This is a genomic window from Flavobacterium sp. (assembly GCF_017744675.1).
GTDB lineage: Bacteria > Bacteroidota > Bacteroidia > Flavobacteriales > Flavobacteriaceae > Flavobacterium.
Genome location: NZ_JAGIAV010000001.1, coordinates 559,463 through 572,579, shown reverse-complemented (window position 1 = coordinate 572,579; position 13,117 = coordinate 559,463). Strand labels below are relative to the sequence as shown.

Sequence of the window (13,117 nt, the reverse complement as noted above, 5' to 3'; positions counted from 1 at the left end):
CGAATTTTATCTTCAAGGCATTACACAACAATAAATAACATATAATTTTTAAAATTATGACAGCTTTTTTTGAAGGAATTCAATACCTATTCGTTAACATTTTGTTTGCTCCTCTTGACTTTTTACGTCATTTAGAATTAATTACATGGTTTGGTGCAAACACTATTAACTGGATTTTTATGATCATCTGTGCATGCGCAATCGTTTATTGGATTAAACAATTACGTATTTTTGATGACGCTGGAACAGAAAACCAAGATACAACGGCTCATTCATTTTTAAAATAAAAAACCAAACCCTTTAATTAAAAAGGGCTGGTGCATTTATTTTTAGATTAAATCGAATCCGATATCTTTTCTAAAATACATCTTATCAAAGCTTAGTTTATCTATGTTTTGGTAAGATTTTTTTATGGCCTCTTGGAAATTATCTCCATAAGATGTCACAGCAATTACACGCCCTCCATTAGTAACGACATTTTCGCCATCTAATTTTGTTCCTGCGTGAAAAACTATCGAATCTGTTACATTTTCTAAGCCAGAAATTACTTTTCCTTTTTCGAAATCTTCAGGATATCCGCCAGAAACTACCATTACAGTTGTAGCGCTTCTTGGATCAACTTCTAAATTAAAGTCTCCTAACTTTTGGTCTGCAACAGATAAAAACAATTCAACTAAGTCAGATTTCAATCTCGGAACCACAACTTCAGTTTCTGGATCTCCCATTCTTACGTTGTATTCAATAACGATTGGTTCGTTTTTCACGTTGATTAAACCAATGAAAACAAAACCTTTATATTCGATTCCATCTTTTTGGAAACCTTCAATAGTTGGTTTTACGATACGAGTTTCAATTTTTTCCATTAAAACAGCATCAACATAAGGAACTGGAGAAACTGCTCCCATTCCACCTGTATTCAAACCTGTGTCTCCTTCTCCGATACGTTTGTAATCTTTTGCTGTTGGAAGAATTTTATAGCTTTTTCCATCAGTCAAAACGAAACAGCTTAATTCGATTCCGTCCAAGAATTCTTCGATAACCACTTTTGAACTTGCTGTTCCGAATTTTGCATGAACCAGCATGTTTCTTAATTCAGTTTTTGCTTCTTCAAGATCTTGAATAATCAAAACGCCTTTTCCAGCTGCCAATCCGTCTGCTTTTAAAACGTAAGGAGGTTGCAAAGTTTCTAAAAATTCACATCCTTTTTCAACTGTTTCAGCAGTAAAACTGTCATAAGCTGCAGTTGGAATGTTGTGTTTCATCAAGAATTCTTTTGCAAATTCTTTACTTCCTTCTAGTTGTGCACCTAATTTAGATGGCCCAATAACTGGAATATGTTTTAAACTTTCATCGTTTTTGAAATAATCGTAAACTCCTTTTACCAACGGATCTTCTGGTCCTACGACTACTAAACTTATATTTTCTTTAAGCACTAATGCCTTTACTGCTTCAAAATCAGTTGGAGATATGGCAACGTTTTCAGCAATTGCAGCTGTTCCTGCATTTCCAGGTACTACAAAAAGTTTTTCGCAAAGCGGACTCTGTGTCATTTTCCATGCAAATGCATGCTCTCTTCCGCCTGATCCCAATAGTAAAATTGTCATGGTGTTGTTGTATTTAGTTGTGGTGCAAAAATACTTGCTTTTGTACTTAAAAAATAATTAAATCTTCAAAAAGTTGTTTGTTATATACTGTTAGTAATTCCTAAACATTATTTTTGACGAAAATTATTCTGAAAATGATTCGCCTTTTTGATCTTTCGCTGCAATTAAATGGTTTTCCTATAAGGGAAGCCAAAGCCGAATTAGATAAAATTGTTCATTTGTCTGAAGAAGAATTTGCTACATTTCTTGAAAACAAAAAAACAGAAATTGTTGATTTTCATCTGAAAAACAATTCTTTTTACGCAGCATTAGCTGGAAATGCAACTGCTCTAAATTGGGAAAACCTTCCAATCTTAAATAAACAGAATTTACAAAAACCATTGGAAGAAAGACTTTCAAAAGGTTATTCGAAAAAGTCAGTTTACCTCAACAAAACATCTGGATCAAGCGGAACTCCTTTTGTTTTTGCAAAAGACAAATATTCACATGCTTTAACTTGGGCTTCTAATATTATGCGTTTTGGCTGGTTTGGAATCGATTTTAATCATTCGTATCAAGCACGTTTTTACGGAATTCCGATGGATTTTATTGGATATCAAAAAGAACGTTTCAAGGATTTTTTAACACATCGTTTTCGTTTTCCTGTATTTGATTTATCTGATGAAGTTCTTGAAAAATTTCTGCAAAAATTCAAAACCAAAAAATTCGATTACCTCAACGGATATACCAGTTCTATTGTTTTATTTGCCAAATATCTGGAACAAAAAAATATTGTTTTAAAAGAAATATGCCCAACTTTAAAAGCCTGTTTTGTTACTTCGGAAATGCTTTTTGAAATGGATAAAAAGCTTCTGGAAACACAATTCGGGATTCCGATTATCAGCGAATACGGCGCTTCTGAACTGGACTTGATCGCTTTTGAAAATCCGAAAGGAGAATGGCAAGTAAATTCAGAAACTCTTTTTGTAGAAATTTTAGATGAAAATAATAATCCTGTTCCACATGGAACAGAAGGAAAAATTGTAATTACATCTTTATTCAACAAAGCAAATCCTTTTATTCGATATGAAATTGGCGACATCGGAATTTTGGATGAAAAAAGTACACCTAAAAAACCAATTCTAAAAAAGTTAATAGGAAGAACAAATGATGTTGCAATTTTACCAAGCGGTAAAAAATCGCCTGGTTTGACCTTTTATTATGTAACCAAAAGCATAATTGAAGATGATGGAAATGTAAAAGAATTCATTATCAAACAAACCAAATTAGACGCTTTTGAAATTGAATATGTTTCTGAAAATGAATTAACTTCAGAGCAAATCGAGAAAATAAAACAAGCAATCGATTTATATTTAGAACCAAATCTAAACTTCACATTCACCCGAAAAACAGTTTTAGAAAGAACCAACCGCGGTAAGCTAAAACAATTCAAATCTTATTTATAATATAAATAAAGTCTTACATTTGTTTTTTTTAAAAATTAAACTTATGGACAATCATTCTCTGCTTTCTGAGGAAACAATTTCAAATAAAATATATTTTATTCGTGGGCAAAAAGTGATGTTAGATAGTGATTTGGCAATGCTTTATGAAATAGAAACTAGGGTATTAAATCAAGCCGTTAAAAGAAACATTACTAGATTTCCAAAAGATTTTATGTTCGAATTATCTCAAACTGAATTTGAAAACTTGAAATCACAAATTGTGACATCAAGTTGGGGAGGAACAAGAAAATTGCCCTCAGCCTTCACCGAACATGGAGTTCTAATGTTATCAAGTGTCTTAAAAAGTGATAAAGCCATTCAAACCAATATCCAAATCATGAGGATTTTCACGAAAGTGAGAAAAATGCTCTTAGATACAACTGAAATTAAAGTTGATATACTTCAGATTCAGAAGAAGTTAGAGAATCATGATAAAAATATAGAATTAGTATTTTCTTATTTGGATGAACTAACTGAGAAAAAAGAAAACGAAACTGAAAGAATAAAAATCGGATATAAAAAGTAATTCTTTAAGGTCACAAATTGTGACCTTAAAGAATTTGAAGTCGCAAATTGCGACTTCAAATTCAGTATAAATTCCAATTTGGAGGTCACAAATTGTGGCCTCCAATTTTAATCGACATTCTTCAAGGTCGCAAATTGCGACCTTGAAACTTGAAGTCACAAATTGCGACATCAAGTTTCAATTAAATTCAAAAAATGGAGGTCGCAATTTGTAACCTCCATTTTCTAAATCTTCTCTATGTATTGTTTTTTTACAATCAACTGAGTATATAAAAACCGAATCATCAACAAAATAGAAAACACAAAATTGTATCCGTGAAATTGTCTGTAAACACCAAAGTTGTGTTTGATTAATTTGAATTTTGAAGAAGAAACAGAATCTTTTCTAATTCTGTAAAAAGCCAAAGGTTCTGGAACTGGTTTAGCTATTTTAATCTGTTTTAAAATCGTAAGCCAAATTCTCCAATCTTGACGTTTTTGTGACGTTTCTAGAATGATTTTTCCAAAGTAATCTGAATCGTAAATTGCTGTCAAATTGCCTACATAATTGCAGAAAAACAATTGTTTATAGGTCAATGGATTTGGTGATTCTACTCTTCTGTTCAAATCATTTCCTTCTTCGTCAATAGAATCGTAAAAGCTAAAAGTAAAGTGTAAGTTACTTGCTTTCAAAAACTGAATCTGCTTTTCTAATTTTTCAGGAAACCATAAATCATCAGCATCTAAATAAGCAATATATTTTCCTGTGGCTTTTTCTAAAGCGGTATTTCTAGCAAAACCATTTCCTTTATTTTCAGGTAATTTGAAGAGTTTTATTCGATTGTCTTTTTCAGCAAATTCTTCAATTATTTTGACTGTATTATCTGTCGAACCATCATCAGCCAAAATCATTTCCCAATTGGGATAGGTTTGATTTTGCACCGACTCTATTGTTTGTCTAATGAACTTTTCGGTATTATATGTGGGTACAATAATAGAAACTAATTCGTTCATCTGATAATAACTGTTTTTGGGGATTTATTAAAAACAGCTCGAATTAGATTTAAAATTCGAGCTGTTTGAAGTATTATTTTATATAACTAGAAAAATCTTTGTGTTCTTCTTTGGCAAGTTCTTCAGGAGATAATGATTTAAAATACTCGTAAGTAATTTTCATTCCTTCTGCACGAGTCACTTTTGCTTCCCAACCTAGCAATTCTTTTGCTTTTGTCGTATCTGGCTGGCGCTGTAAGGGATCATTTATTGGCAACGGGTGATAAACCACTTTCTGGTTTGTTCCTGTCAGTTTTATAATTTCTTCTGCAAAATCTTTGATTGTGATTTCATCAGGATTTCCAATATTTACAGGATATACATAATCTGAATGCAGTAATCTGTAAATACCTTCAACTTGGTCATCTACATAACAGAAAGAGCGTGTTTGCATTCCGTCTCCAAAAATGGTCAAATCTTCTCCGCGAAGCGCCTGTCCAATAAAAGCAGGAATTACGCGTCCGTCGTTTAATCGCATTCTTGGTCCGTAAGTATTAAAAATACGCACAATTCTGGTTTCTACGCCGTGAAAAGTATGGTACGCCATTGTAATAGATTCCTGAAAACGTTTTGCTTCATCATAAACCCCGCGCGGACCAATTGTGTTTACATTTCCATAATATTCTTCCGTTTGTGGATGCACTAAAGGATCTCCATAAACTTCAGATGTTGATGCAATCAAAATTCTGGCTTTTTTCACTCTAGCTAATCCAAGCAAATTGTGCGTCCCTAAGGATCCTACTTTTAATGTCTGAATTGGAATTTTTAAATAATCAATCGGACTTGCCGGCGATGCAAAATGCAATATATAATCTAACTCTCCTGGAACATGAACAAATTTGGTAATATCATGGTGATAGAACTCAAAGTTTTCTAACTTAAATAAATGTTCAATATTTTTAAGGTCTCCTGTGATCAGATTATCCATTCCGATTACAAAGTAACCTTCTTTGATAAATCTGTCACATAAATGCGATCCTAAAAATCCTGCCGCTCCAGTAATAAGTATTCTTTTCATGATATTTGTTTGTTCAACGCAAATGTAGTTGATTTGAAAAATATTTTTAAGTTATATCCTTAATTTATCTTTCTTTTAATGATTGCTGATGTGCTTTAAATTTTCTTTCGACAAATTCTTTGATTTCTTTTTCAAATCGTTCTTTTGAAAATTTAACCGCATGTTCGCGAATTATTTTAGGATCAAAGGTTTTGGTCTTAAAATTCAATATTGCTTCTTTAATTTTTTGTGAAGATTGTTCTTCAAAGAACATTCCTGTTTGATTATCAACAACTGTTTCAAGAGTTCCACCTTTTTTAAGTGCAATTACGGGAGTTCCGCAGGCTTGTGCTTCAAGTGGAATGATTCCAAAATCTTCTTCTGCCGCAAAAACAAAAGCTTTCGCTTTTTGCATTAAACTTCTAAGTTTTCTGTTTTCTACAAAACCGACAAATTCAATATTGTCTTTGGCAATTTTTTGAAGTTTTTCTAATTCTGGCCCTTCTCCTGCGACAATCAATTTTAAATGAGACAATTCATTAAAAGCTTCAACAATCAATTGTGTTTTTTTATAGGAAACTAGTCGCGAAGCTGTCAAATAATAATCTTCTTTGGTTTCTTGCAAACTAAAAAAATCAACATCTACTGGAGGATAAATAACAACAGAATCTTTATTGTAAGTCTTCTTTATTCTTTGAGAAATGTGTTGCGAATTCGCAATAAAGTAGTCTACATTTTCTGAATTGTAAAGATCCCATTTTTGAATTTTATCTAAAACTGATTTTGCATAGAGTCCTTTCAAACCTTTGGTCAATCCAGCATCTTTTAGATATTGTTCTCTTAAGTCCCAAGCATAACGCATTGGTGAATGACAATAGCAAATATGAAGTTGGTTCTTATTAACCTTAATTCCTTTCGCCACTGCTGAAGAAGAACTAATGATAAGGTCGTAGCTGCTTAAATCAAATTGTTCTATGGCAATTGGAAATAACTGCAAAAATTTACGATGGTTTTTTCTTACGGTTGGCAGTTTTTGAATAAAGCTTGTTTTTGCTTTTTTGCCATTTAGAATAAACTCGCGATCTTCATCATTCAGAAAATCAATAAGGGCAAAATGATCAAAATTGTCCCATACTTTGTTTATTGAATGAATGACTTTTTCAGCTCCTCCATTTACATAATACCAATCGCTGATTAGAGCTTTTTTCATTTACTTATTGCATTATTTTTCTTGTAAGATAATAAGCATAATATGCTTTTTTACCAAAAGTGCGGTTTAACAAATACAATGTCTTTGGAATCCAATGATCAAACAAATTTATTTTTTTTAATTCACATTTAAGTTCTTTTAAAGTTTCTTTTGATGCTCCTACATTCATTTCGAAAACATGAAATGACTGTCTAATCATTAATTCTTGTCGCAATTCTTCTTGAATCTCAATATTGTATAAATTGCCTACATCTTTACCAATGTCTAAAACTCCTTTCCACATAGAAGCTCTTCCTCTTGCAGAATACGTTCCGGGAATATGTAAATGGCCATCTTTTTCAGAATTGCCAAATAAAGGCGGATTTCCAGCTCTTCCTCCTACTGAAGGATTAGCCAAATAACCAATTCCTGTTGTACAAAACGCATTTGCTGCAAGATATATCTGGTAGAAAAGTGTACCGTCATATTTATTGGTGGCTAGATTCTTCGCCCATTCTTTATTAATAACTAATCCTCCCACAAAACCACACATTCTGAAAATAAATTTAGCAGAATCTCCCTTACCAATAATAACTTCCGTGGGTAAAACTCTAGAAATGCCAAGTGGTTTATTTATATTATTTTCAAATCGAATGAAAGGTCTGGAAACCATTGCAATCGATTCATTTTTTTTGCAAAATACGTCAATTTCCTTTAGACCATTTTTCAAAAACAAATCATCATTTCCAATTAAAACCACCCATTTAAATTGGGCCAAATCAATCAATTTTCTAATGTTAGCATCATAACCTAAGTTTTTTTCGTTTTCTATATAAGAAACAATAACCTTTTTGGTATTAAAAGCAATTTGGTATTCTTCTGCAACTGCACGAATTTCGTTTCTTTCTTTCGAAAAATCTTCACAAATAATAATTTCATTAGGCAACATGTCCATTTCATAAATAGACTTTAATAAATCATCAAATTCATGTGGCCTGCCGTAAGCGGGAATTGCGATACTATATCCTTCTGTCATTTTTACATTAAAAAAACATGCATTTTCTAATTTTTTCAAAAATATAATTTTAATTTGTATTTGATTGAAATTAAAAATCAAGTTTAGGTTTAAAATCTAATAACAATTAAATAGTGCTTAAAAACATATCATTGAGCTTTGGAATAAATTTTATTAATTTATTATTTCCTCTATTATTAATCCCATTTTACATTAAAACTTTTGGCATTGATACTTATGGTTTAATTGCGGTATCAATGGCATTTATTAATATAGTTTCTGTTTTATATGATTATTCCTGGTATGCATTTGCGCCTGTAGAGCTCCAGACAATAAAAGGGAATTTTAATTTGATTAGTAGATATATTTCAAAAATCATTAATTGTAAGATTGTTATATTTCTACCTTCTACAATCTTATTACTTATATTTATTTTATGTTCTGAGATAAAATACAATCTTGTATTTTCATTTTCATTGTTAGTTTTCTTGTTCTCAAGATCGCAAAATAACCTTTGTTTTTTTATTGGATTAGATAAAGTTTTTCCTTACTTCTTAATAAATTCAATTGTCAAAATAGGTTGTATCGCATTGATTTTAATCACTCTCGTTAAAAAAAATGATTATCAATTTGTCTTTTACTATTTAGGAATCTCAGATATTCTTATTTTCATTTTTTCTACTTTATATCTGCTTAAAAAAATCGATTTTAAATATAATATTTCTTCAATAAAAGAAATTTATGCTGAACTTATTTCTGGTTACAAATTGTTTTTAACTAATCTTACTATTTGTGCACTGATGAATTCCAGCACCATAATTCTAAGCATATTTTTTGACAATACTATTGCAGGTATTTACAATGTTGCAGAGAAAATTATAATGCTTTGTAAACAATCAATCAGCGTACTGTTTCAGGGTGTTTATTTTAAAGCCTGTCAAATTGGAACCTCAAAAATAAAACAACTTAACGCCTTTTTAAAATCTGTATTTTGGTCTTATTTTTTAATGTATAGTTTAGGAGGTTTGATTTTAATGATTTTACCGAATTTGATTATTAGTATTTTAAGTTCTGAATTTACTTCAAGTTCATCTTTATACTTAATTTATATGGCTCCAATTCCGCTCATTGCCGCATTAAATCAGCCTGCTTATATGTCGTTATTATTGCATCATCAGAAAAAAAACTACTTTAAAGCACACCTATTAGGATTAATTATTAATATCGTTCTTTCGTTTATATTGTGCAATTTTATGAATGTTTATGGAATTATATTGTCTTTAGTTTTAACCGAAATATTTATAACAACATCTCTCAATTTTGCAATCATAAAAAATGGTGAATTGAATTTTTTTAAGAATATAATCAACTAAAAATGAATTTTTCAAAAAAACTTATTGTTCCAATATTTTATTTATTGATTTTCTCTTCTCTTATATATTTTTTAGAAGCTTTTCAATCTATAATGATGATCATAACTGCTTTGTTACTAATAAGTTTTTCTAGATTTGAAGATTTCAAAATTTCTAAAAAAAATGTTCCTTTTCTCTTTTCTTTTGTCATTTTAGCTTTTTACTATACATTGTTTTTTAGCTCAAAAAGTTTAAAACTTATTGGGGAGAGTTTATTGTTATTTGTAATTCCGCTGTTAAGCGCTTATTTATATCAAACAGAAATATTTATAAAAGATCTTAAAAAGATTCAATTTGCTTACAGTATTTCCTTGAGTTTATTGTGCTTCTATTTTTTATCATTTTATATTTTAGATATACATAATCATCACTTTGACTGGTATTTGGCCCGTTACAATTTAGAATTTTACAATAAAATACATGGAACATACATTTGTTTGTGGATAGCAATTGCAATTCTATTTTTAGCAGATCTAGCCTCAAACTTTACTTTCTTTTCTATTTACAAAAAAGCATTGTTTTTTATAATGTTTGTGCTTTTGTTTTCAGGATTAATTATTTACAACTCCAGAAATATTATCGTTGGACTTATTATTATAGCAACAATTCGATTTTTACTGTTAAAAAAACAAAATAAAGCGATTTCTAAAAAGCTAATTTTCCTTATTCTATTTACAATAATAGCCGTTGTTCTATTATCGAGAAGATTTATAGAAGACATCTCTTTTCTTTTCGAAAATTCGTTTAAAAATTCAACTCGATATGCAGCTTGGTCTTGCAGTTCAAGATTAATTTACGACTCTAATTTTTTAGGAATGGACTTTAATTTAATTCAGGAAAAATTAAATGAATGCTATAAGCCTTTTCATAATCCAGAGTTGGTTAAATTCAAGATTAATTCACATAACCAATACCTTGATTATTTATTAAAGGGAGGAATTTTGATGCTTTTAGCTTTTATTTCGACTTTATTTATAAAAATAAAATACGCTATTAAAAACCACAATTACTTATATTTATCTATAACAATCTTATTTCTTATTTCATTTATAACAGAAAATATTCTGGTACGACAATATGGAATATACAGTTATTTTTTATGTGACATACTGTTTCTCGGTTCTATTTTTGGAAATAAAAATCATGGTAGAAACGAAATAAAAAAATACTAATGTCGGAATATACAACATACAACCATCACTACAACAAACAAAAAGATAAGTCATACAGCCAACTAAATAAAGATAATTATTGTTTTTGGTTGTAATGGCAACATAAACAGGCATAAAAAAGGAAAGAGAAAATAAAAGTATTCCAACAAAACCAAGCTGTTTAAAAATAGATAAATAAACAATTTCTTCAATAAACTTAAAAGTCTGGCTTCCAAAAAAACTTAAACTGCTAAGCTGCCTGATTTGCTCAATTCTTCCTCCAAGTTTTGAATCTAAAATAAATCCAGATAATGATCCGTATTGAAAATATCGATTCATTAACAATGTTCCGATTACGATTAAAATTAGTCCTAACAAGGCATAAATTTTTATCAATCTAAAAATACTGTCTTTGTAAATTAATACAAAATAAAACAATAATCCAAGCCAAACGGTTCTAGATAAAGTTAGTATTAAAGCCAAAATCACGAGTCCTAGTTTTATTTTAGAACTATTTTTTTTATGAAAAATGGGGAATAGCATTAGAATACAAACTCCAAAAATATTTCCATTATTATAAGTCGAAATCAACTTATAGAGCGAACCTCGCATGTTGTATTTTCCTTCTAATGTTCCCAAATCTCCAGCATTTACTGTTACATAAGGAACTTCAATATAATGACCTGTTACTTGTTTGAAAATAAAAAGCAAAACGCCATACAAAGAAACTAAAAATACTGCCTGAGAAATCTTTTCTTCAATGTAAAAAGAATCTATTTTCTTTAAAAAAGGACTCAAAAAAAGATAAAACAATAACGGGAGAAATGCAAAACTTACATAGAAAGCTACAAGATTTCCTAATGATCCCGTATATCCTCTAAAAATGAGATTTAGAGAAAAATAGAAAACAAATGGCAGTGTAGCCAGATAACATATAAAGTGTTTAGATTGAACTAAAAAAGTTCGCTTTTCAAGCATTGCCACTATTAAAAGAACAAAAAGAAAGCCTAAATACAGATAACCCCAAGTAAACGGTACACCTGCTATTTTGAAACCGCCTTTTGGCAAATAAACTAATAACAACAAGGCAATAAAAAAAAGATACTCTCTAATTTTTTCGTTATTCAAAATAAGTTTAAAATTAAAACGCATCTTTTTAATTGTTGTTGATATCTATCTATTTAATACTTAAGTCTTTGAAGTTCATCCTTTAATTCGTTATTACCCATTAAAAAAGGATCATATTGATTATTGATGGTGCTTAATTTATATCCGAAGTAATTTGGATCCCAAGTAACAAATTCATTGCTGTAAAAGTACTTTTGGTAAGCATTAAAATCTCCATTAATTATTTTTGAATTGTGTTTAATAGAAATATTTTTTATCGTAACATTTTGTTGCGTAGTATTATACCCCAAATCTACTCTAATGTTTTCTGGAAAAACTTTGTCCGGAAAATTGATTACAATCTTTTGCATTTCATTTGAAGCATAAACTGGTCTAAAAACAGAATTTGCATCTTTCCATTCTCCCCCTTCCACTAAATAAAAAATCTGCAATTTATCATTTTTAGCAAAAACACCTTCAATAGTAACTGTAAATATATCTTTTTGCTTAATTATATTTTCTTCTTTTTTGCCACAAGAAGAGAAAAATAAAGCAACTAAAAAGCAGATTGAAATGATTTTAAATTTCATTTTTTAGATTAATAAGTTATTAGATTTTATCGTTTTCGGCTAATATTTGTTGTTTTTTATAAAATGCTTTAAATAAGTTTATAAAGACAAAAAGAATAATAAACAAAATAGGAAGATAGAATTTCAATTTACTATTAATAGATTTCTTGCTTTCAACATTAATCGTTTTGCTTATTTCTTTGATCGTTTTGTTATAACTGATCAATTTTAGTCTGTTTCTTCCTTGTTCTTCAATTAAAGCTTGTTTCGTTTTTATAAGATCATTCAGCTGTGTATTCTCATTGTAATACATGAGTTTATCATTACGAGTTCCTTTTGCAACATTCGAAAAATTACTTAAAACCGTATTAATCTGCTTAATTATCGAATCGTTTTGAACAATATTTTCCTGTAAATTTTTTAATTCTATTTTCTGAACCGAATTAAAATAATCTGAGTTGTTTAAAAAATTTAAAATGGGTTCAGCAAAATCCTGATCATTTCCTACTTCATTTGTTGTGAAAGAAATAGTATGATATCTGTAATTTTTACTTGTTATCGTGTCTACCAAAATCTTGTTAATGTCACCATTATCAGCCATTAACTCTAACAATTCAAAATTTTTATCTTTGCTGTCTATGAACTTATAAATTTCAACAATGGGTCTAATTTGAATTTTTTTAATCCATTTCGGTCTTTTAACGCCAACAATATTTTTTATAAAAACAGTATCATTTGAAATTATCTTAGATTGCAGTAAATCAATTTTGGAATACAAATAATCAACACTTTCAAAATTTGGTTCCACAATAATTTGATTACTGTACGTTTTCCTTGCTGAGTCTAAATACCATCCAATAGCAAAACCAGAAACAATCAAAATCAAGACAATAACCCAATTCTTAATGAAAAACTGAATACTCCTAAAAATAGAAGTATTCAATCTCGCAAAAAAATGGTTTATCTTTTTAGAAATTACAACTAAATCAATCTCTTGATCTTCCGCATTTTGAGGTACTTTTGTACTCATTT

13 protein-coding genes are annotated in these 13,117 nt (G+C 29.6%); 5 read left to right on the top strand and 8 right to left on the bottom strand.

Going from position 1 to position 13,117, the window contains the following annotated elements; translation table 11 throughout:
- Positions 1-56 precede the first annotated feature (56 nt).
- Positions 57-287 carry a hypothetical protein gene (locus tag J7574_RS02445; RefSeq protein WP_041519835.1) on the top strand — a complete coding sequence of 77 codons (231 nt, stop codon included), beginning with the start codon at positions 57-59 and terminating at the stop codon, positions 285-287.
- Positions 288-329: 42 nt separating this feature from the next.
- On the opposite strand, the gene purD is transcribed toward J7574_RS02445, so the two are convergent.
- The gene (purD, locus tag J7574_RS02440; protein WP_290963702.1) at positions 330-1,604 is read right to left on the bottom strand and encodes a phosphoribosylamine--glycine ligase; all 1,275 of its coding nucleotides are present in this window, start codon (positions 1,602-1,604) and stop codon (positions 330-332) included.
- Between the two features lie 134 nt (positions 1,605-1,738).
- Between purD and J7574_RS02435 the strand changes: the two genes are divergently transcribed.
- Together J7574_RS02435 and J7574_RS02430 are read left to right on the top strand one after the other, a co-directional pair.
- Positions 1,739-3,049, top strand: a complete 1,311-nt coding sequence (locus J7574_RS02435) for a phenylacetate--CoA ligase family protein (protein ID WP_290965405.1) — start codon at positions 1,739-1,741, stop codon at positions 3,047-3,049.
- Between the two features lie 43 nt (positions 3,050-3,092).
- Positions 3,093-3,614, top strand: a complete 522-nt coding sequence (locus J7574_RS02430; RefSeq protein WP_290963700.1) for an ORF6N domain-containing protein — start codon at positions 3,093-3,095, stop codon at positions 3,612-3,614.
- A gap of 224 nt (positions 3,615-3,838) precedes the next feature.
- Here J7574_RS02430 and J7574_RS02425 read toward each other — a convergent pair whose 3' ends face one another.
- From J7574_RS02425 to J7574_RS02410, 4 genes are all read right to left on the bottom strand, one after another.
- Positions 3,839-4,606 carry a glycosyltransferase family 2 protein gene (locus J7574_RS02425; RefSeq protein ID WP_290963698.1) on the bottom strand — a complete coding sequence of 256 codons (768 nt, stop codon included), beginning with the start codon at positions 4,604-4,606 and terminating at the stop codon, positions 3,839-3,841.
- Positions 4,607-4,679: 73 nt separating this feature from the next.
- The gene (locus J7574_RS02420) at positions 4,680-5,663 is read right to left on the bottom strand and encodes a UDP-glucuronic acid decarboxylase family protein (protein ID WP_290963696.1); all 984 of its coding nucleotides are present in this window, start codon (positions 5,661-5,663) and stop codon (positions 4,680-4,682) included.
- A gap of 64 nt (positions 5,664-5,727) precedes the next feature.
- Positions 5,728-6,852: a glycosyltransferase gene (locus J7574_RS02415; RefSeq protein WP_290963693.1), complete on the bottom strand. Its 1,125-nt coding sequence runs from the start codon at positions 6,850-6,852 to the stop codon at positions 5,728-5,730.
- A gap of 4 nt (positions 6,853-6,856) precedes the next feature.
- Positions 6,857-7,906 (bottom strand): glycosyltransferase family 2 protein, encoded by a 1,050-nt coding sequence (locus J7574_RS02410; protein ID WP_290963691.1) that lies wholly within the window; start codon positions 7,904-7,906, stop codon positions 6,857-6,859.
- Positions 7,907-7,980: 74 nt separating this feature from the next.
- Here J7574_RS02410 and J7574_RS02405 point away from each other — a divergent pair, with 74 nt between their 5' ends.
- Together J7574_RS02405 and J7574_RS02400 are read left to right on the top strand one after the other, a co-directional pair.
- Positions 7,981-9,219, top strand: coding sequence for an oligosaccharide flippase family protein (locus J7574_RS02405; protein ID WP_290963689.1), 1,239 nt, complete (start codon positions 7,981-7,983; stop codon positions 9,217-9,219).
- Between the two features lie 2 nt (positions 9,220-9,221).
- On the top strand, positions 9,222-10,430 hold the full coding sequence (locus J7574_RS02400) for an O-antigen ligase family protein (RefSeq protein ID WP_290963687.1): 1,209 nt from the start codon (positions 9,222-9,224) through the stop codon (positions 10,428-10,430).
- Here the strand turns inward: J7574_RS02400 and J7574_RS02395 are convergent.
- The 3 genes from J7574_RS02395 to J7574_RS02385 are packed head-to-tail and all read right to left on the bottom strand — an operon-like array spanning position 10,356 to position 13,115.
- Entirely contained in the window at positions 10,356-11,561 is a 1,206-nt protein-coding gene (locus J7574_RS02395) for a hypothetical protein (RefSeq protein ID WP_290963685.1), read from the bottom strand. The genes J7574_RS02400 and J7574_RS02395 overlap by 75 nt on opposite strands.
- Positions 11,562-11,590: 29 nt before the next feature.
- Positions 11,591-12,106, bottom strand: a complete 516-nt coding sequence (locus tag J7574_RS02390) for a hypothetical protein (protein ID WP_290963676.1) — start codon at positions 12,104-12,106, stop codon at positions 11,591-11,593.
- Positions 12,107-12,125: 19 nt separating this feature from the next.
- Positions 12,126-13,115 (bottom strand): hypothetical protein, encoded by a 990-nt coding sequence (locus tag J7574_RS02385; RefSeq protein ID WP_290963673.1) that lies wholly within the window; start codon positions 13,113-13,115, stop codon positions 12,126-12,128.
- Positions 13,116-13,117 lie beyond the last annotated feature (2 nt).

Bases quoted from the DNA above. Each gene is read 5' to 3' on its own strand.
- J7574_RS02415 (WP_290963693.1), bottom strand. From the start codon at position 6,852: ATGAAAAAAGCTCTAATCAGCGATTGGTATTATGTAAATGGAGGAGCT.
- J7574_RS02400 (WP_290963687.1), top strand. From the start codon at position 9,222: ATGAATTTTTCAAAAAAACTTATTGTTCCAATATTTTATTTATTGATT.
- J7574_RS02420 (WP_290963696.1), bottom strand. From the start codon at position 5,663: ATGAAAAGAATACTTATTACTGGAGCGGCAGGATTTTTAGGATCGCAT.
- purD (WP_290963702.1), bottom strand. From the start codon at position 1,604: ATGACAATTTTACTATTGGGATCAGGCGGAAGAGAGCATGCATTTGCA.
- J7574_RS02435 (WP_290965405.1), top strand. From the start codon at position 1,739: ATGATTCGCCTTTTTGATCTTTCGCTGCAATTAAATGGTTTTCCTATA.
- J7574_RS02385 (WP_290963673.1), bottom strand. From the start codon at position 13,115: ATGAGTACAAAAGTACCTCAAAATGCGGAAGATCAAGAGATTGATTTA.
- J7574_RS02390 (WP_290963676.1), bottom strand. From the start codon at position 12,106: ATGAAATTTAAAATCATTTCAATCTGCTTTTTAGTTGCTTTATTTTTC.
- J7574_RS02425 (WP_290963698.1), bottom strand. From the start codon at position 4,606: ATGAACGAATTAGTTTCTATTATTGTACCCACATATAATACCGAAAAG.
- J7574_RS02395 (WP_290963685.1), bottom strand. From the start codon at position 11,561: ATGCGTTTTAATTTTAAACTTATTTTGAATAACGAAAAAATTAGAGAG.
- J7574_RS02430 (WP_290963700.1), top strand. From the start codon at position 3,093: ATGGACAATCATTCTCTGCTTTCTGAGGAAACAATTTCAAATAAAATA.
- J7574_RS02445 (WP_041519835.1), top strand. From the start codon at position 57: ATGACAGCTTTTTTTGAAGGAATTCAATACCTATTCGTTAACATTTTG.